The sequence below is a fragment of the Rhizobium sp. BK538 genome (genome assembly GCF_014197575.1).
In the GTDB taxonomy this organism is placed as follows: domain Bacteria; phylum Pseudomonadota; class Alphaproteobacteria; order Rhizobiales; family Rhizobiaceae; genus Rhizobium.
The window spans coordinates 99,287-117,616 of sequence record NZ_JACIFT010000004.1 but is presented as its reverse complement, the minus strand read 5'-3'; the positions used below and the strand labels follow the sequence as shown (position 1 = coordinate 117,616).

The following is an 18,330-nucleotide window of genomic DNA, read 5'->3' as shown; positions in this document are numbered from 1 at the left end:
GGCACCCTGTCTTAGGTTGTGCCGCCGAAGCAAAGCAGTTTTTACGTGTTAATGCAACTCGTTTGCGTGAACTCAGATGGCCGCTTCTGGCGGCGCAGAGCGGTCAATTGCGAATGACCGCAATCGGCCGATTGTGTTGAAAAACTCCGGTGTTGCCTACATCGCAAATAGCTGGTTCACTTCGAATATCTGAAGTGGAGCGAAGCAGATGCTGAGACCGAGGCAAGTCGATCAGGCGGCGTTATTTTATGAGTTTACACTCGAAAGTCATATCCCCGCAGATCATATGCTTCGTTCGATCGACCGCTTCATTGATCTGTCGTCAGTTCGGGGAGAGCTGGCGGGTTTTTACAGTCACACGGGTCGGCCATCGGTCGATCCGGAGCTGATGATCCGCATGCTGTTCGTCGGCTATTGCTTTGGCATCCGTTCGGAACGTCGGTTATGCGAGGAGGTCCATTTGAACTTGGCCTACCGCTGGTTCTGTCGTCTCGGTCTTGATGGCCGGGTACCGGATCATTCGACCTTTTCGAAGAATCGTCACGGGCGCTTCAGGGAGAGCGATCTCTTTCGACGCGTGTTCGAGATGGTTGTGTCTCGCTGCATGGAAGAAGGGTTCGTTGGCGGTGAAGGCTTTGCCGTGGATGGCAGTCTCATCAAGGCAGATGCCAATCGCCAGAGCGGCATTGAAGGAGCCACCTGGACAGTACCGGAAAAGGCCAATCGTGCGGTCAAAGAATACGTCGCAGCCTTGGATGACGCAGCGTTCGGCTCCGCGACTGCAGTTACACCGAAGTTCATCTCGCCTGTCGACCCCGCAGCGCGTTGGACCGCCGCCAACGGTGGCGCAGCCTTCTTTGCCTATACTGCCAACTACATGATCGATCTCGACCACGCGATCATCGTCGATGTCGAGGCTTCAACCGCCGTTCGTCAGGCAGAGGTGACTGCCGCCAAGTGTATGATTGAGCGCACAAAGGAGGCGTTCGACCTTTATCCGGCCAGGCTCGCCGCCGACACTGGATATGGCTCGGCAGAGATGCTCGGTTGGCTGGTGCACGAGCAGGCATCGAGCCACATATTCCGGTCTTCGACAAGTCGGGCAGAACAGATGGCACATTCTCTCGCAAGGACTTCGCCTGGGATCGGCAGCACGACGTTTACCGCTGCCCTGCAGACAAGGTGTTGACCACCAGCGGCACAGTCGTCAACGACAACCAGCTCCTGTATCGCGCCAGCAAATACGACTGCCAGGTCTGCGAACTCAAAGCGGGATGCTGCCCAAAGGAACCGGCACGCAAGGTTCCGCGATCGATTCACGAGGGTGCGCGAGATATGGCTCGCGATATCGCCAAGACCGAAGCCTATGCGATGTCGCGGCGACAGAGGAAGAAGATCGAGATGTTGTTTGCCCATCTCAAGCGTATTCTCAAGCTGGATCGATTGCGATTAAGAGGGCCGAATGGCGCAAGGGATGAATTCCATCTCGCAGCCACAGCCCAAAACCTCAGAAAGCTCGCCAAACTGATCCCGATGCCGGAACCCAGACCGGCATAACGGCGACGAACCCTCTCAAAACCGGCCTGCTCATCTATCGCCTCAAGGTATCGGCCGAGAACGCGCCGACTTTTTCAACGAAATCGGCCCAAAGCGGTCGCTATGACGCTCGAAAGATATCACCAAACTCAGGAGGGACAGCTCGCCCAACGGGTCATATAGCTGTCAATCCGCCTTCGCCTCTCCGGGAAGCCATCCGTAAGCACTCAGAATGGCCATGGCGAGACCTGGAAAGCGTTCATCCAATTCCGAGCAGCGCGAATGGTTATGCATTTCCACGCCCTGACGCTCGCAGCGGATAAGGCCGGCCTCGCGCAGCACTTTGATGTGGTTTGATAGCGATGACTTGGGGATTACGCGCTCGCGCATGTTGGCAAGCGCAGCGCACGTCCCGCCGGAGCCGCCGCCCGCAATTTGCGCAAATATCGCCGCACGTTCCGGATCGGAGAGGGCATGCAGGATCGCTTCAGGCCGTACGTCCTCGATTGCTGGATGAAAGAGCGGTCTCATGATTTTTTGTATATGGGGACTTGAAACCAAGATCAACACTTCCGAACTTCCGAACTATGGAACAATGCCGCCAATTCCGACGGCACTCCGAGTTGAAAGGAATTCGCCATGGGTAAGCTCGCTGGAAAAGTTGCCGTCGTGACGGGGGGCTCCAAAGGGATCGGTGCCGCGATTGCCAAGGCACTCGCATCGGAAGGTGCACAGGTGGTGGTGAACTACGCTTCGAGTAAGGCGGGGGCGGACGCGGTGGTCCAGACGATCACTGAGGCCGGTGGCAAAGCCATCGCGGTCCAGGGCGACGTTTCGAAGGCCGAACAGGCGCAGGGACTGGTGGACGCTGCGGTCAAGGAATTCGGCCAGCTCGACGTGCTGGTCAACAACTCCGGGGTCTACGAATTCGCGCCGATCGAGCAGGTGACCGAGGAACAGTATCGTCGCATGTTCGACGTGAACGTTCTGGGCGTTCTGCTGAGCACCCAAGCCGCGCTCAAGCATCTCGGTGAGGGCGGCAGCGTCATCAACATCTCGTCGGCGGCGACCAGTCTGGCTCCGCCAGCCTCCAGCGTCTACACCGGGACCAAGGGCGCATTGGACAGCATCACCAGCGTGCTTGCCAATGAGCTGGGCCCGCGCAAAATCCGGGTCAACGCGATCCTTCCGGGCATCGTCGAGACCGAGGGTACCCACACCGCGGGGTTCATCGGCTCGGATTTCGAGCGCAGCGCAGTGACCCAGACTCCGCTCGGCCGCATCGGCCAGCCGGACGACATTGCTGGGGTCGCTGTCTTCCTCGCTTCCGACGATGCCCGCTGGCTGACCGGCGAGCGATTGGTCGCCAGCGGCGGTTTTCGCTAATGATCCGTCGTTGTGGTGCGTGCTCCTTAACGGGCGCACGCACAACGCCTCGCCGGATCTCGTCATCTCGCCTACCAAGATGGTTTACGTGACGATCCTGCGTTCGCGCATATTCTCGCGAAATCCAGATAATGCGGTGGCTGGAGACAGCGCTCGGGATTGCCACGAAGCGATGCTCGGAATGCCCGGGCGCAGCCAATTCGTTTGGCGCTACCTACTCTGCAGCTTCGATGAAACGGTGGCGTTCGTAGAGGAACTTCAGCACGGCTTCGCGGCATTTGAGGTATGTCCGGTCGGAGGCGAGTTCGATGCGATTGCGGGGACGGAATATGGTCACATCGAGCACTTCGCCGATGCGGGCCGCCGGGCCATTGGTCATCATCACGATGCGATCGGATAGGAGCACTGCTTCATCGACATCATGGGTAATCATCACCATCGTGTTGCCAAGCCGGGCGTGGATTTCCATCACCGCGTCCTGAAGATGCGCGCGGGTTAGCGCATCGAGCGCGCCGAAGGGCTCGTCGAGCAGCAGGATCTTCGGCTCCATTGAAAGCGCGCGGGCAATCCCGACGCGCTGTTTCATACCCCCGGAAATTTCTGAAGGCCGCTTGTCCTTGGCATGCGCCATCTGCACAAGGTCAAGGTTGGCCATGACCCAATCATGCCGCTCGGCCTTGCTCTTTGTTCTGTTGAAGAGTTTGGAGACGGCGAGGTTCACGTTCTCGTAGACCGTCAGCCACGGCAGAAGTGAGTGGTTCTGGAAGACGACGGCGCGTTCCGGGCCAGGTTCGTTGACCTCGCGGTTTTCAAGAAGCACGGCGCCCGCTGAAACCGGGGTCAGGCCGGCAATGAGGTTGAGCAGAGTGGACTTGCCGCAGCCCGAATGGCCGATGATCGAGACGAATTCGCCCTCGGAAATCGTCAGGTTGATGTCCTTCAGGACCTCGGCGCGCACGCCGCCCCGATCGAAATGTTTGTCGATATGGTCGAGCTTCAGATATGCGTTCATCAGTGCGTTCCTCAGTTGGCCATGGCGCCGCGGGTGATAAGTTTGCCGAGCGCGGCCACCAGCTTGTCGAGGGCGAAGCCGACGACGCCGATATAGGCGAGCGCGACGATGATGTCTGGAAGGCGCGACGAGTTCCACGCGTCCCAGATGAAGAAGCCGATACCGACGCCGCCAGTCAGCATTTCGGCCGCGACGATGGCGAGCCAGGAGAGACCGACGCCGATCCTGAGGCCGGTGAAGATGTAGGGGGCTGCCGAAGGCAGCATGATCTTGAAGAAAAATTCGAATTGGTTGAGGCGCAGCACCTCGGCGACGTTGCGGTAGTCCTGCGGGATGTTGCGTACGCCGACGGCGGTATTGATAATCACCGGCCAGATCGAGGTGATGAAGATAACGAAGATTGCCGAAGGGTTGGAATCCTGGAAGGCTGCGAGCGACAGCGGCAGCCAGGCAAGCGGCGGAACCGTACGCAGCACCTGGAAGATCGGATCGAGGCCACGCATCGCCCAGATCGACTGGCCGATGATCGCACCGATGATGACGCCGGCGACCGCCGCAAGCCCAAAGCCATAAACCACGCGTTGCAGCGAAACGAGCACGCGCCAGCCGAGCCCGATATCCTGGGAGCCGTAGTTGAAGAACGGATAGGCGATAAGGTCATAGCTATCCTGCCAGACCTGATGCGGCGAGGGCAAAGACGCATCCGTCGATGAACAGAGCACCTGCCAGACGAGAAGAATGAGTGTCAGCACGACGGCTGGCGGAACGACATTGCGAAGTGCGGCCAATCCCGCACGACGAACGTCGATCCGCGATCCATGCTTGCCGGAAAATGGCAGAACCGTTGCCGCCGGCTTGGCAGAGGCGGCCATTGAGGGGTTTTCTTTATTTGCCAGGGCGGACATCAACGCGCTCCTCACGTGAATGAAAGGCCGGCGCGCCCGTTGCGCGCCGGAGGTGGGTGTCAGGAGGCAGCCTTGATCGAAAGGCTGTCGAGATAGGCAAAGGGATTTTCAGGGTCGAAGACCTTGCCGTCGAAAAAGGTCTCCTTGCCGCGGGATGACGATGCGGGAATGTCGGCTGCAGCGACGCCGAGATCCTTGGCGGCCTCGCGCCAGATGTCTTCGCGGTTCACCTGGTTGACCAGCGCCTTGATGTCGGTATTCGCAGGCAGATTTCCCCAGCGGATGTTTTCGGTCATGAACCAGGTATCGTGGCTCTTGAAGGGGTAGGAGGCGCCGTCTTTCCAGAACTTCATATAAAGGTCAGTGGCCTTGACCTCACGGCTGTTGCCATAATTGATGTCGCCCTTGAGGCGGCCGAGCACATCCTTCGTCGGGACGTTGAACCACTGGCGCTTGCCGAGGATATCTGCCATCTCCGCCTTGTTGTCCATGCTCTCGCACCACTGCTGAGCCTCCATGACAGCCATCAGCAGGGCCTTGGCAGCGTTGGGATTCTTTTCAATCCAGTCGGCACGGAGCCCGAGCGCCTTTTCGGGATGACCCTTCCAGAGTTCGCCGGTGGTGGCTGCGGTGAAGCCGATGCCCTGGTTGACGAGCTGCTCATTCCACGGTTCGCCTACACAGAAGACGTCCATGTTGCCGACCTTCATGTTGGCAACCATCTGCGGCGGCGGCACGACGATGGTCGAAACGTCCTTGTTCGGATCGATGCCACCGGCGGCGAGCCAGTAACGGATCCAAAGGTCGTGGGTGCCGCCCGGGAACGTCATGGCGGCTTTGACTTCCTTGCCTTCCGCCTTCTTTCTCTCGAAGGCGGCCTTCAGTTTGGAGGCATCGAGCTGAACGCCGGTTTCGGCATATTCCTTGGAGACGGAAATGCCCTGGCTGTCGAGATTGAGCCGGGCCAGAATCGCCATCGGTACCGGCTTATTGTTCTGCGTCACCTTGCCGGTATGCATGAGATATGGGAGCGGCGAAAGGATGTGAGCGCCATCGATGCCGTTTGCGGCACCGCCCAGCACCAGATTGTCGCGCGTCGCACCCCAGGATGCTTGTTTTGCGACATCCGTTTCCGGAAGGCCATGCTTGTCGAAGAAGCCCTTTTCCTTGGCGATGATCAGCGGAGCGGAATCCGTAAGAGCGATAAAGCCCAGCTTGACACCTTTCACTTCAGGGCCTGCCCCGGCTGCGAAGGCGCCGGACGGGAAGGCAGTCTTGACGGCGCCGATGAGGGCAGCCGTTGCAGTCATCTTGAGCATGCTGCGGCGGGTCATGCCGGTTGTCGAAATCCCAGTCGTCGAAATCTTTGTCATGCGCAGGTTCCCTCTGCTGGCTGAATTTGGACACAAAAAAACGCCGCCGGAAATTGCGTTCGCGGGATCGGATGATCCCGGACCTCAAAAACCTTGCGACGTCGGTGTCGTTTGCAGGCGCTTATGCCGCGCCTGTCTGCGCCGGTCGCCGTTGACCGGGGCGTCTTGAGACGTGCAATCAGCGTGCCAGTTCTAAGACTAACGGGTAACAGCATGAAACAAGAGGAGAAATCGGATAATTCCGCTGATGTGCATTTTTTATGCATATTTAAATTATGCGGACATTTTGTGCAATTGCCTGCTGCGACCGCTGTCGTAAGAGCGCTTATTGTGCAGTGCACACGAAGCGATTTTTAGCGCTGCTTCAGGGCGACAGGGGTGCTCTTTTGTGCCTCAAGCAGTGAGGCGGCGGCCGTATATCCACCGCCCATTCCGTCCAGAAAGTGCAAATGGGACCCTCGCGCGTCGAGGGGGACGAGGCAGGTCATGATTGCGTGAGATTGGCGATGTAGGCCGAAGTAGACTTCGCCTCGTTCTTTTGCCGAACTCAGGAGCGCTACGACCTTCTTCGTTTGCTCCAGCGTACAGTCCACGGTCAAGCGAAGGACGTCGTCGTATCTGCGGTAGTCCGAATTCAAAACGACATCTGCCCATCCCTTGCCGCCGAGATAATCAGCAACATCGTCGGTGATCACGACGTCATCGGGAACAGGGCGTGATGAGCCGTCCGCTACGCCGAGCACAGTTAGCAACTGTCTTGCCAGTATGGTGAAGGAGTCTGGCGTCGCGTGATCCTGTGGCTCCACAAGAAGCGAGAGGATATCACCACGTTGGCTTGGGATTGGTGCCCACTCGCAGGTCAACCCTTTCAGATCAGGCGCTGTGTATTCCTCACAAGGAGAAAGCGCATAATTTCCTGCCTTGATCTCCCGGTCAGCCCAGTCAAGGCCCCCACCGGCGAACATGGCATAGGTGGCTGTTTCCGACGCGGCGAAATGCGCGACTTTCACGTCCCATCCGGCAGCGCGTAAATCACCCACGGCCACAAGACCGATCCTGAGGTTGAGTTGCAGTTGATCTCGAGCGTAGCCCGCGACACGCCGAAGGACGCCGACCGCGGTTCTCTTTGCACCGGGATCGAAGGCAAATGCTGCGCCGTCGCCACGAAACACGAATGGAAAGTCGAAGTTGCCAAAGGCATTGCCAATCGCCGCTATGGCCGAAGCGCCCGCGTAGTTGACATCCTTGTGTTGGCCCCGGGCGATAGCCGAGGTTGAATCGACGACGTCGGTAATCCCAACCATCCAGTCGTCCGGTAGCGGTATGTAGAGAGTCGTGTCCAGCAATTCGGCAAAATCGCCGCTGGCTTTGAGCTGTCGGAATGCCTTGTCCATTGAAGCCTCCCACCTTTAAAGGTTACCCGGCTGGCCAGCCATCTTAGCAAGCCAGCCGGGCTTCGGTTCACATAAGGGTCGTCACGACATCTACCTTGCCGTGCGTTGCCTTCGAGTACGGGCAGATGTTGTGGGCGTCATCCAGCAGCGCCGTTGCGACCGCAGGGTCGACACCAGGGACGCTTACGTTGAGGCGAGCACTGAGGAAGTACGCGCCATCCTCGAGATTCAAGTCGATCTCGGCGTCGACCGCGACTCCTTCCGGAAGCTTGATGTGTTTCTGCGACGCGGCATACTCGATAGCGCCCATGTAGCAGGCGGACCAGGCGGCACCGAACAGGTTTTCTGCTGCCGGATGTGGCTGCTTCATCTTGATGTCCAGATGGCCATCGCTGCTGCGTGCGCCGCCGTCGCGGCCGTTTGTGTTGTGGGTCTTACCGGTGAAAAGAACCTTGTGTGTCATGGCGAAACTCCTCTGTGTTGGTTGAGTGTCTGCACCGTTGTGCTGCCAACAGAGGTACTGCCGCACGACCGAAATCGCACGTTAGGCGTTGTTAGACGTTGATTGACGCGGCCCTCCAACAAACAAGGACTAACAACGCCTAACGTGAGCGTCGGACCTCCTCGGCGTAGCTTTTGGGGCAGCACAACGGTGCAGACTCTCAATCGCCATTTCTCGAGGAGAGAGACCATGATCACCACCAGAACCGAAGTTATCGACGTGAATCGACGCCGGCTTTTGGGTGCCGCCGCAACCGGCGTCGCCGCACTCGGCATCGCAAACCTGTTCGCCGGCCGCTCTATTGCAGCGAGCGATCCCGAAGCGATCCGCCCGTACCGGGTCAACCTTCCAGAAGCTGATCTTGACGACCTACGTTATCGGCTGGCCCATACCCGCTTGCCGGAGAAAGAAACGGTGAGCGACTTCTCGCAAGGGGTGCCGCTGAAGACCATCAAGCAGGTCTTGCGCCACTGGCAGAATGAGTATGATTGGCGCAAGGTCGAAGCCCGGATCAATGCCGTACCGAACTTCATCACGGAGATCGACGGCCTGGATATCCACTTCATCCACGTTCGTTCGAAGCACGAGAACGCTTTGCCGCTGATCGTGACGCATGGTTGGCCAGGCTCCATCATCGAGCAATTGAAGATTATCGGCCCCCTAACCGACCCGACTGCATATGGCGGTGAAGCTTCCGATGCCTTCCATGTGGTCATCCCGTCCATGCCCGGATACGGCTTCTCGGGCAAGCCCGACGCCACAGGCTGGGGGCCGGAACGGATTGCAAGGGCATGGGTCACCCTGATGCGGCGGCTTGGATACAAGAACTTCGTCGCCCAGGGCGGTGACTGGGGTGCGGTCGTCACCGACATGATCGGCGTTCAGGCCCCGCCAGAGCTGCTGGGCATTCATACGAACATGCCGGGGGCCATTCCGGAGGAGATCAATAACGCCTCCTTTGCCGGCGCTCCTGTTCCGGATGGCTTGTCAGACGAGGAGCGTAGTTCCTACGACCAGCTCGTCTTCTTCTACAAGCACGTCTATTACGCCTTCCTGATGGGAACGCGGCCGCAGACGCTAACCGGATTGGCCGATTCACCGATCGCGCTTGCGACCTACATGCTCGACCACGACGCCCGTAGCCTCGAACTCATCGCGCGTTCCTTTGATGGCCAGAAGGAAGGCCTCAGTCCCGACGACGTGCTCGACAACGTCACGCTGTTCTGGCTGACCAATACGGGCGTATCAGCCGCTCGTCTCTATTGGGAAAACAAGCTTGCCTTCTTCGCGCCCAAGGGCGTCAAAGTACCCGTCGCAGTGAGTGTGTTCCCGGACGAGCTGTACCAGACACCGCGCAAGTGGGCTGAAGCCGCCTATCCCAACCTCATCCACTACAACAAAGTGGAAAAGGGCGGCCATTTCGCAGCCTGGGAGCAGCCCAAGCTGTTTGTCGATGAAGTGCGGGCCGGGTTCCGCAGTCTGCGTAAATCTGGCTGACCTTTGTCGGGCGCGCGCACCTGCGCGCGCCCGCTCCTTCAACAGGGTACGACCATGCAACATGTGCACACTGCCAGGACAGAGACAATTGGCAGCCGAGAGAATGGGTTCGCGCGCAGCTCGGACGGCGCTCTCGACATTAGACTATCAAATCCCGCTGGTGATCGGCTGGGCACGAACCCGGAGCAACTTGTCGCGATCGCCTGGTCCGCGAGTTTCGCAAGTTCGATGAAACATGTCGCCAACCTCCGGCAAATCAAGCTCCATTCGGACGTCAGGATATACGCCAACGTAGATTTATCGTCAGACGATAAGGGATATGTCGTCGGTATCCGCTTGGATATCTACCTCCCAGGAGTGGATCGCGAAATTGCATCGCTCTTAATCGAAGCGGCTCGACTTGAGTGCCCATATTGTCGAGCGACCCGGGGTAACATCCATGCCTATTACAATCTCGTTTGATTGCCCGTGTGGGTAAACCGGATGTTGAGCCACAATGGCGTCGAAGAAGACGTTGGAGTATAACGAGCGCGGTGGAGGTGATCAGGGGGAAATGCCATGCTGCGGGCTGATGGGGATACAGCAGGTGACCTGTCCTTCGGCCCCTTCTGTTTGAATGTGGGCCGGCGGCTTCTCGCTAAGGAAGGGGTTCCAGTCGAGCTTGGCGCGCGGGCTTTGGACCTCTTGATCGCGCTTGTATCCACTCCCAACACCCTCTTGAGCAAAACCGATCTGATGTCCCGGATTTGGCCGGATGTTGTCGTTGAAGAGGGCAATCTGCGCTTCCACATGACCGGGTTGCGCAAAGCCCTCGGCGACGGGCAGGATGGAGCGCGTTACATCACCACGATCCCCGGCCGTGGCTACTGCTTCGTTGCCCCGATCTCGGGCTCGTACCCTGCGCTGGGCCCCGGTGGTGACGCAGTGAAATTCAGGCATGCTAATCTTCCCAACCGCTTGGAACGCATGGTGGGACGTGAGAGCGATATACTTGACCTCTCCGAGAGGGTGTCGAGATTTCCTGTCGTTTCCATCGTGGGAGGTGGAGGCGTCGGGAAGACTACCGTGGCAATAGCATTGGCCAATCAACTGTCGGGAGCGTTCGATGGTGCCGCGGTGCTTGCTGATTTCGGAACGCTAAGCGATCCATCGCTCGTTTCGCCCGCCCTCGCGTCCATGCTCGGAATACCTGTCGGCTCCGATGACGTGCGACCCAGTTTGCTCGCCTACCTCAGAGATAAGCGTATCCTTCTTGTGTTCGATACCTGCGAGCACGTGGTGGATACCGTGGCAGACCTTGCAGCGAGCATAATCGACGCCGCGCCGCAGGTCCGCATTTTGGTCACGAGCCGCGAAGCCCTCAGGATCGAGGGTGAAAGCATCTACAAGCTGGACACGCTGGCCTGCGCTCCGATCGATCCGGAAATGACTGCCGAAAAAATTCTTTCCTATCCGGCTTCCCAGATGTTCGCCGAGCGCATCGCCGCGAGCGGAGTGCCGTTGTCCCTCACGGACGACGATGCTCGCATCATTGCGGCGATTTGCAGAAAACTCGATGGCATGGCGCTTGCGCTGGAGCTGGCTGCGAGACGGGTCGAGGCCTATGGCCTCTCCCAGACGGCTGCCCTACTCGACCAGCATCTTGCCCTGGCGTGGGTTGGATCGCGCAACGCGCCGCAACGTCAGAAGACCCTGCAGGCGACCCTTGACTGGAGTTTCGGGCTGCTGTCCGACCTGGATCGAACCGTTCTTCGGAGACTGGCTATCTTTGTTGGCGATTTCACCCTTGATGCCGCCTGGGAGGTGATCGCAACACCGTCCCTTGACCGACCGGCACTCTTTGGTGCTATCGACAGTCTTGTTGCGAAGTCTCTGCTGAGCGCGAATTCGTTCGGCGCGATGATGCGCTATCGATTGCTGGATACCACGCGCGCCTACGCATTGAAGAGCCATACCGAAGATGATCGTGCCGACCTGGCTGCGAGCCACGCCTCGTACTACCGACGTTGGTTGGAGCAGTTTGGTCCGGATTGGCCAACGCTCTCAAGCGGCCCCGAGCGGCTGCCCTATTTCCTTGGCATCAACAACGTCCGGGCCGCCTTAGAATGGTCCTTCGGCGACAACGGCAACACCGAAGTCGGCATCGGTCTGGCCGCAGCCGCGGTTCCAGTATTTCAGGCAATGTCGCTCTTTCCGGAATGCGAGCGCTGGTCCGAGCGCGCGCTTTCTGCAATGGGCGACCATTCTCGGGAAACCCGTGAGGAGATGCATCTACAGGCTGGCCTCGGAATCTCGCGCATGTATCTCCACGGCGGTCGTGACACGCTCCCTGCGCTCATCAGGGGTCTGGAGATTGCCGAAGGTCGAGGAGATGCGGTCGATCAGCTAAAGGTCCTCGGCCCATTGAACATGTTTCATCTACGAACGGGAGACTTCAAATCGGCGCTCCAGTGTGCCTATCGCTGTTCTTCCGTCGCTGAGGCGACCGAAGAGCCGTCCGCGATTTCGCTTGGGCACTTCTTTCTGGGCAATTCATTGCACTTCAGCGGCGAACTCAGCCGCGCCAGGCTCGAACTGGAGGCTGCGTTAGCAAGCGATCCGCTTTCCAGCCGCGCGCCAGGAAGTTATGTCGGTTTCCGAGGACACGGGCTCGCAGGCGGAATACTTGCCAGGAATCTGTGGCTTCAAGGCTTCCCTGACCAAGCCGCCGTCCGGGCACGGCAAGCGATCAAGGAAGCGGCTGAGGCAGATCATTCGTTGACACTTTGCATCGCGCTGCTCGGTGGCATCGCCGTTTTCCTCTGGCGCGGCGACCTAGAGAGTGCGCAAGAGCACATTGATTGGCTGAATTCGCGTGCCGGGCTGCACTCCCTGTCGCCATACGTGTCAGTAGCGAGAGGCTTTGAGGCGGAAATAACTATCCGCCGGGGAGACCCCAGCGCAGGCGTCGACAGCCTCCGTCGATGCATTGAACGGCTGCATGCCTCCACCTATGAGGTCTTCACCACCATGCTTGAAATCTCGCTGATAAACGGATTAGCGGCGCTCGGCAAAGTCGATGAAGGGTTGGAGCGGGTCGAGGCAGCTATCCAATCGGTCGAAACCAAAGGGGATTTCTGTTACGGGCCGGAACTTCTGCGAATAAAGGGGAGCCTTTTGGGATCGGTTTCCCCTTCTGACGAGGCACGCCGTTGCATTGAAGGTGCCATTGCCGCCAGTCGAAAAATGTGCGCACGCAGTTGGGAACTGCGCGCCTCGCGCGATCTCGTTTCATTTGAAGCGGACTTGGGTAAGAAAAAGGAAGCCGCAAAGGCTCTTCGGCTAGTACTTGATGAGTTCGCCGAGGGCCACGACACTGACGATCTGCGGGCAGCCAAAGACATAACGATGCACAACGGTGATGTGTCGATCGTTATCGAGGCATCATGAGGTGACGGAACTCGGGGTGTTCTATAGAGGAAACGATGTCGGTCTGAAATCTTCGTGCAACTCTGGGATATCGACGAGGATGGTCGATCCCAATGTCAGCCAAAGAGTTCGCCGCGATCATCCGCAAGGTATCCGAACGCGTCGGCCTCGACGGGTCGGCGAAGCTGACGTTCGAAGTCAGCAACGGCGTCGCGCCGATGCAGCTCTTCAGCGCGACTGCGCCGATCGAAGCCAACGGTGCGCTCCGGGTTGGTCTGATGCCGCGCGCGGCAGATTGCAAACCGCGGGATCGTTGCTGGCGCAATAGGCACATTTGTCCCCGCGCTCTACGGCAGACGCCGACTTCAGCCAGGTTTTCGAGGCTGCCGCGCTCCAAGGGAAAACGCTGAGCAAGAGTTCGGTGGAAGCCATCATCGCCGATAAACTGATTCCCGACGACGAACCGCTCTTGATCGCCGACCTCGTCACGCCCGGTGACCTGCCGGTAGGGCTATTGGGCGTGGGCCGACGCTGCGCTCCGCCCGAGTGCCAGTAAGGTCGCCGCGTTGCTGTTCATTGATGCCGTCTCCATTGAACCAGGGCGTGTCTCACGCAGGCGTCCACCTAGACGTGAAACGCGACACTGATGATCGCACCCTGCTCGACGGCGTCGAAGAGGAAACCGTCGTTGTTGTCGTTCACGCCCACCGCCCGGTAGCCGCTGAAGACGCGACACCAAAACCCGCGCACACGATGGCGGCCCGTAAGACCAAAACCCGCGTGTATTCCCGCTATTCCTGAGACGGAATCGCCGTCTCGCTGTCCCGATCGAACAATGCCAGCAAAAGCTGGTCCTGCCCATGTCTGTTGCAGTAGCTTCTGTCCGCAAAATCAACGTTTGCAGCTCGGCGTCGGTCTGGTCTGATCGCAGTTGGTCGTGGCCGGCTGTGCGCTGCTCGAGCCTGCCAGGGTTCCGACATGGGTGGCATAGTTGTCGCGAGTGTCCTGGTCGACCACAGCAACCGGCGCGGCGAGAACCAGGCCGGCAACGTTCCCAGCGGCCGTCGCAGCCCCGCTGGTCGCCACTAAAATCTGGTCGCCAAGTCCGACGTGACTGTCAGTCAACGTCTGCCCGTCGGAGATACGCTGGCCAATGAGCTGCACGATCTCAGGCGACTCCGCGAATTTGCCGTGGTTCATGCTGTCGCCGGATTTGATCTTGGTGAGGTCGATCACCATGATCTTGTTGTCCTCGAGCTCCTTCTTATACGGGGCCTGCTCCGGATCGATGGCACCAAGCCGGGAGACGTCGCCCCAGACCCGGCGCGAGAAAGCCAGTGCCTTGTCATCACGTGAGACAAACAGCGTGAACTGCGGGTGCTGCTTGCCCATATCCGCGATCTGCTGGCGGAAGACATCGACGTCAACGTCAGGGGCCGCGAGCATGACGTTCTTGAACTTCTCCGGTAGGCGGCCGTTGCGAATGGCCATCTGGCGCAAGGATTCCAGCGCCAGCCAGTTGCCCATCGAATGCGCGAGGATCGAGACCTCCTTCACCTCGGGGTCTTTCGCAAGATACTGGAAGAGTGTCTCCAATGCGTTGCGGGTGTAGTTGGTGCTTTCGCGGTCATAGCCGTAGGCAAGCAGACTGCCGCGCGAGGGCCATGTCACCAGGACGGGGGCGCTATGGACGCCGGAGTCATGGACGATCTGCGCGAAGCGGTAGACGGCATCCTCGAACCTGTTGTTGAAGCCGTGGATGAAGACAAGGACGCTGCCGTCGGGCGCCTTTTTGACGCTCGTGCTCAGCCATTTCTTGGCTTCGTCGATGTTGAGATCGTTGGCCTTCACGGTCGCGAAATCCGTCGCCGGATTGGACGGCAATCTCTTCGGCCAGGCGACCTGCCCTTTCTTGCGAAGTTTGTTGGGCGGAATGGAGATCGTCATGTCGGCGAAGGCCGGGGCCAGCGCACGTTCTCCGTTGAACATCTCACCTGGAACGGTCGACCGGGTGCGGGTCGTCGCGATCAGCATGTCGACCTTCGGCGATTGCGGAGACGTGTCGGCCACGGGTGTCAGCACATCTTTGGGATGTCCTCCGCATCCGGGTAGTGCCACGATCATTGAACATACAAGAAACCAACGAAGCCAACTCTTGTGAGCCGATGCCGACGCTACGCTACTTTGACTGCCCACAGATCGCCCTCATCAAAAAAATGCTGACCGACAGACCCTCGATCGCCTCGTCCTAGCAGTAGTAGACGCCCACCGCGCAGCGCCTGACCGTGCGCCGTGCCACTCCGGCGACGCTGACCGGCGTCAGCGGCCGGCCGATCCGGGCTTCGGCCGGTGTTACGATGCCGTCTGGCACAGGAATTGAAAACTTCTCGGCGACCTCAAGCCCGGAAATTCCAACGGCCGCGGCAATCAGGAGAACTCTCACGCGTCTGAACAGGGTCATTGCTTGGCTCCTTTTGCGAGGTGGTCGGGAAGCTCGTCGGTGTCCTTGAGCTTCGACAGATCGACCTTCTTGGCGTCCGTGGTGTTTTTGAACGTGTAGTCTGCCGCCACGATGTCGGTGTCCGTCTTCCAGTCGCTGATCTGGATGCTGTATTGCGGCCCCTGATCGACCTGCGTCGCGGTGATCACATACCTGCAGGGGTAGGGATGTTCGCCCTGAGCGATCCAAATCTGCCAGTCGACCTCCTTGGCGCGGAAGGCGAGGTGGTCGCACTCGGTGCCGCCGATGACGCCGCTGCCGAGATCCTTCACGTCCGTCACGCCGTCCATCAACGTGCCGTAGACGTCGGGCAACAGGAGGTCGGCACCGGGAACAGGCCGATGCAGCTTGTCTCGCATCTCGTCGACCAGGTGAGCAATGGTTCCGGGCACCTCGGCCTGCGCATAGAGATTGGCGTCCTTGCCGAAAACGGTCGCCGTCTTGCCGTCGAAGACCATCTCGACGTTGGCGAAACCGCCGTGCCGGGTGATGCGGAGCTTGTCCGGTCGGCCGATTTCCACCTTGCCGGAACTTGCCAGCAGGATCTTTTGATGCTCGGGGGTGACGACTTCCAAGTTGGTGTCGTAGGCGAAGGAGATGGCCTTCTGGGAGGCGAGATAGTCGGACATCGCCTTCACCAACTTCTTGGCGTCGGCTTCGTCGGCACGGGTTGCCGACAAGGATCCCGAAACGATCATGGCGAGCGCCCCGGCCGCGAGTGCGATCGCCAACCGATGCTGAGATCTTCCTGATGGTCTGGTCATCGACGCATGCCCTCCCGAGTTGATCCTTGCAATCCGGCGAACTCTACAGTCGGACGACGGAAAACGCCCGTAACATCTGGTAGCATCTGTGCCGTTGCCCCAGACACTGGCCGCGCGCCAGTCAACGTGGCACAAGCACGGACGAACTGTGAACCGGCAGCAGCATCGATTCCCGTACTTCGTCCGATGCCGGCAGGCCCGCCTTCCTTAGATCGGCAATCAGTCTCGCGCGGTCGCCTGGCTGGAAGTTTCTGGCCTTCAGTTCGGCCACGACATTGGGTACGAAATCCGGTCTCATCTCGTTGAAGCACATAGCCTCGCGGCGCGCTTCGTCCATCATCCCGGCATTGACATAGATCACCGCGGCGACCGCATGGAAGAAAGGAAACTTCTGGAGATCCGCCTGCTTGATTTCGATGACCGAGGTCTTGTCGTCGTTCAGCATGTAGGCGGCGAGCGCGCGCGTGCCGTGGTAGTAGCCGCCGCCGCCGGGGTTAAGGGCAAGTGCGCGGTCGAGCAGCGCCGCGCCACGCTCCCATTCGCCACTCATCGCGACGCGGGTGCCAAATTCTCCGAGCAGTTCCGTGTCGTTCGGGTTGGTCGCCAACGCCTGTTCGCCCACATGCAGTGCTTCGGCAACCTCCTGCTTGAAGAACAACGCGGTCATCAACGCCTGATGGGCACGGGTATTGCCCGCATCCAGTTGTACGGCACGACGGGCGGCCTGCAAGCTACGATCGATCGCCGGCGTCGCGTTGGTACTCGGATTGAACTGGAACCGGTCCTCGTCAAGATAGATGATGGAGAGCATCGCCCATGCGGTGGCAAAGGTCGGGTACCGGGCGACGGCGCTCTCAAGGCAGTCCCGCACTCGACGATGCCGGACGGCGCTCAATTCCGCACGGTATCCATAGAAGCTTAGCGTGCAGCCATAGACACCGAGATCCTCAGGGGGCGGATTGGTTGCGTCCGACTGAGCCATGATGCCGTAGGGCTGGGCCACTGCTGTCGCCACCTTGTTGGCTACGTCCGACTGGATACTGAACAGATCGCCACTCTTGATGTCGTCGTCGTAAGTCTGCGACCAGAGGATTTCGCTCGTCGCGGTGTCAAGCAGGCGCGCGGTCACACGAACGCGGTCGTCCGAAACGCGAACGCCGCCCACAAGAAGGAAGCGGGCACCGAGCTCGTCCCGGACTTGGGACGCCTCGACTTCCGATGGCAGGGAGGTGGACGTTTCGCGGCCAAAGACCCTGATTTCCTTGAAGCGAGGAAGCGCTGTCAGAAGCTCCTCCGTCAAGCCGGAGGTGTAGAGCGCCGCCTTCGGGCCATCCCCGAGGTTGGCGAACGGCGCGACGACGAGCGTCGGACCTTCCGACTGGGCCTTTAGAGACTTCGGCAAACCTGGCAGCAGATAAGCAGACAGCACGAGCGCGGTCACCACGACGCAGAGCATCAGCGCGGCTCCCACGCCTATCGGCATCAGCTTGCGCCATTGCGCGCGCGGTCGGGACAAGCCTGGATCGTCGGGGTTCGGTGAAGCATCGTTCCACACGAAGGACGGAACGTATCCGCCCTTGGGCATGTCTATTCGAATCGGATCATTCTGTCCGGCCACCAGGTAGTAACGCTCCAGCGCCCGCCGCAGGCGTCCAGCCTCGATGCGAACGACGGGATCGTCCTGCTTGAAGCCTTCCGAGCGCTTGAACACTTCCACGGCGATCGAATAGCCCTTGATCCGATCTCCACGCCCGGAAAGCACCTCGTCCGTCACATAGGTAAGGAATGCGGCGCTGCGGCCAACACCGGGGAATTCCGGACTGTTGACGACGCGCGCTAGCTGGTCGCGAATATCGTCCAGGGTGGGAGGAGGGCGCGGCGATGATGGCGCAGCGACGCGCCCATCTGGCAATTCATTCTGCACGACTTTCTCCTCACCCGCTCTTGAGGGACGCCTGTACCAGAAATTATATGAAGCATTTCGAATGCAACCTACTGCAGAAATCGATCGTCGTCCACGCACATACTGCACACGACGCAAGCTATTGTTGCA

At 59.4% G+C, this 18,330-nt stretch carries 16 protein-coding genes and 2 pseudogenes; 8 read left to right on the top strand and 10 right to left on the bottom strand.

What is annotated here, in order from left to right; translation table 11 throughout:
- Positions 1–208: 208 nt before the first annotated feature.
- Positions 209–1,557 (top strand): annotated as a pseudogene (locus FHX09_RS06235) (IS1182 family transposase).
- 165 nt (positions 1,558–1,722) lie between these two features.
- On the opposite strand, the gene FHX09_RS06230 reads toward FHX09_RS06235, so the two are convergent.
- A complete protein-coding gene (locus FHX09_RS06230; protein WP_132588984.1) occupies positions 1,723–2,067 on the bottom strand; it encodes a helix-turn-helix domain-containing protein in 345 nt (114 codons plus the stop codon).
- A gap of 108 nt (positions 2,068–2,175) precedes the next feature.
- On the opposite strand from FHX09_RS06230, the gene FHX09_RS06225 reads away from it, so the two are divergent.
- Entirely contained in the window at positions 2,176–2,922 is a 747-nt protein-coding gene (locus tag FHX09_RS06225) for a glucose 1-dehydrogenase (protein ID WP_007797323.1), read from the top strand.
- 214 nt (positions 2,923–3,136) lie between these two features.
- Here FHX09_RS06225 and FHX09_RS06220 read toward each other — a convergent pair whose 3' ends face one another.
- From FHX09_RS06220 to FHX09_RS06200, 5 genes are all read right to left on the bottom strand, one after another.
- Positions 3,137–3,934, bottom strand: a complete 798-nt coding sequence (locus FHX09_RS06220) for an ABC transporter ATP-binding protein (protein WP_132588985.1) — start codon at positions 3,932–3,934, stop codon at positions 3,137–3,139.
- Between the two features lie 11 nt (positions 3,935–3,945).
- The gene (gene ntrB, locus FHX09_RS06215) at positions 3,946–4,839 is read right to left on the bottom strand and encodes a nitrate ABC transporter permease (protein WP_132588986.1); all 894 of its coding nucleotides are present in this window, start codon (positions 4,837–4,839) and stop codon (positions 3,946–3,948) included.
- Between the two features lie 59 nt (positions 4,840–4,898).
- Complete coding sequence (locus FHX09_RS06210; protein WP_132588987.1) at positions 4,899–6,212, bottom strand: CmpA/NrtA family ABC transporter substrate-binding protein; 1,314 nt, start codon at positions 6,210–6,212, stop codon at positions 4,899–4,901.
- Between the two features lie 353 nt (positions 6,213–6,565).
- The gene (locus tag FHX09_RS06205) at positions 6,566–7,606 is read right to left on the bottom strand and encodes a DUF3095 family protein (RefSeq protein WP_132588988.1); all 1,041 of its coding nucleotides are present in this window, start codon (positions 7,604–7,606) and stop codon (positions 6,566–6,568) included.
- A gap of 67 nt (positions 7,607–7,673) precedes the next feature.
- Positions 7,674–8,069 carry an Ohr family peroxiredoxin gene (locus FHX09_RS06200; protein WP_132588989.1) on the bottom strand — a complete coding sequence of 132 codons (396 nt, stop codon included), beginning with the start codon at positions 8,067–8,069 and terminating at the stop codon, positions 7,674–7,676.
- Positions 8,070–8,297: 228 nt separating this feature from the next.
- Here FHX09_RS06200 and FHX09_RS06195 point away from each other — a divergent pair, with 228 nt between their 5' ends.
- The 6 genes and pseudogenes from FHX09_RS06195 (at position 8,298) to FHX09_RS06170 (ending at position 13,814) form a co-directional block, all read left to right on the top strand.
- Entirely contained in the window at positions 8,298–9,605 is a 1,308-nt protein-coding gene (locus FHX09_RS06195) for an epoxide hydrolase family protein (protein WP_132588990.1), read from the top strand.
- Between the two features lie 54 nt (positions 9,606–9,659).
- Entirely contained in the window at positions 9,660–10,067 is a 408-nt protein-coding gene (locus FHX09_RS06190; protein WP_132588991.1) for an Ohr family peroxiredoxin, read from the top strand.
- A 96-nt stretch (positions 10,068–10,163) separates the two neighbouring features.
- Positions 10,164–13,034 (top strand): winged helix-turn-helix domain-containing protein, encoded by a 2,871-nt coding sequence (locus tag FHX09_RS06185; protein WP_132588992.1) that lies wholly within the window; start codon positions 10,164–10,166, stop codon positions 13,032–13,034.
- 42 nt (positions 13,035–13,076) lie between these two features.
- Positions 13,077–13,423: pseudogene (locus tag FHX09_RS29665) on the top strand (DUF6428 family protein); the annotation flags it as partial.
- Positions 13,348–13,569 carry a hypothetical protein gene (locus FHX09_RS06175; protein WP_132588994.1) on the top strand — a complete coding sequence of 74 codons (222 nt, stop codon included), beginning with the start codon at positions 13,348–13,350 and terminating at the stop codon, positions 13,567–13,569. The pseudogene FHX09_RS29665 and the gene FHX09_RS06175, both read left to right, overlap by 76 nt.
- A gap of 74 nt (positions 13,570–13,643) precedes the next feature.
- Positions 13,644–13,814, top strand: coding sequence for a hypothetical protein (locus FHX09_RS06170; RefSeq protein ID WP_165933055.1), 171 nt, complete (start codon positions 13,644–13,646; stop codon positions 13,812–13,814).
- Positions 13,815–13,904: 90 nt separating this feature from the next.
- On the opposite strand, the gene FHX09_RS06165 is transcribed toward FHX09_RS06170, so the two are convergent.
- The 4 genes from FHX09_RS06165 to FHX09_RS06150 all read right to left on the bottom strand — a co-directional run bounded on the left by FHX09_RS06165 (position 13,905) and on the right by FHX09_RS06150 (position 18,201).
- Complete coding sequence (locus tag FHX09_RS06165) at positions 13,905–15,137, bottom strand: alpha/beta hydrolase (protein ID WP_183719367.1); 1,233 nt, start codon at positions 15,135–15,137, stop codon at positions 13,905–13,907.
- A 124-nt stretch (positions 15,138–15,261) separates the two neighbouring features.
- The gene (locus FHX09_RS06160) at positions 15,262–15,474 is read right to left on the bottom strand and encodes a hypothetical protein (protein WP_007797336.1); all 213 of its coding nucleotides are present in this window, start codon (positions 15,472–15,474) and stop codon (positions 15,262–15,264) included.
- Positions 15,471–16,277 carry a DUF2092 domain-containing protein gene (locus FHX09_RS06155; RefSeq protein WP_132588996.1) on the bottom strand — a complete coding sequence of 269 codons (807 nt, stop codon included), beginning with the start codon at positions 16,275–16,277 and terminating at the stop codon, positions 15,471–15,473. The genes FHX09_RS06160 and FHX09_RS06155 overlap by 4 nt, the downstream gene beginning before the upstream one ends.
- A 121-nt stretch (positions 16,278–16,398) precedes the next feature.
- Complete coding sequence (locus FHX09_RS06150; protein ID WP_132588997.1) at positions 16,399–18,201, bottom strand: adenylate cyclase; 1,803 nt, start codon at positions 18,199–18,201, stop codon at positions 16,399–16,401.
- Positions 18,202–18,330: the final 129 nt, after the last annotated feature.

Coding starts and splice junctions, on each gene's coding strand:
- FHX09_RS06230 (WP_132588984.1), bottom strand. CDS start 2,067: ATGAGACCGCTCTTTCATCCAGCAATCGAGGACGTACGGCCTGAAGCG.
- FHX09_RS06225 (WP_007797323.1), top strand. CDS start 2,176: ATGGGTAAGCTCGCTGGAAAAGTTGCCGTCGTGACGGGGGGCTCCAAA.
- FHX09_RS06220 (WP_132588985.1), bottom strand. CDS start 3,934: ATGAACGCATATCTGAAGCTCGACCATATCGACAAACATTTCGATCGG.
- ntrB (WP_132588986.1), bottom strand. CDS start 4,839: ATGTCCGCCCTGGCAAATAAAGAAAACCCCTCAATGGCCGCCTCTGCC.
- FHX09_RS06210 (WP_132588987.1), bottom strand. CDS start 6,212: ATGACAAAGATTTCGACGACTGGGATTTCGACAACCGGCATGACCCGC.
- FHX09_RS06205 (WP_132588988.1), bottom strand. CDS start 7,606: ATGGACAAGGCATTCCGACAGCTCAAAGCCAGCGGCGATTTTGCCGAA.
- FHX09_RS06200 (WP_132588989.1), bottom strand. CDS start 8,069: ATGACACACAAGGTTCTTTTCACCGGTAAGACCCACAACACAAACGGC.
- FHX09_RS06195 (WP_132588990.1), top strand. CDS start 8,298: ATGATCACCACCAGAACCGAAGTTATCGACGTGAATCGACGCCGGCTT.
- FHX09_RS06190 (WP_132588991.1), top strand. CDS start 9,660: ATGCAACATGTGCACACTGCCAGGACAGAGACAATTGGCAGCCGAGAG.
- FHX09_RS06185 (WP_132588992.1), top strand. CDS start 10,164: ATGCTGCGGGCTGATGGGGATACAGCAGGTGACCTGTCCTTCGGCCCC.
- FHX09_RS06165 (WP_183719367.1), bottom strand. CDS start 15,137: ATGATCGTGGCACTACCCGGATGCGGAGGACATCCCAAAGATGTGCTG.
- FHX09_RS06160 (WP_007797336.1), bottom strand. CDS start 15,474: ATGACCCTGTTCAGACGCGTGAGAGTTCTCCTGATTGCCGCGGCCGTT.
- FHX09_RS06155 (WP_132588996.1), bottom strand. CDS start 16,277: ATGACCAGACCATCAGGAAGATCTCAGCATCGGTTGGCGATCGCACTC.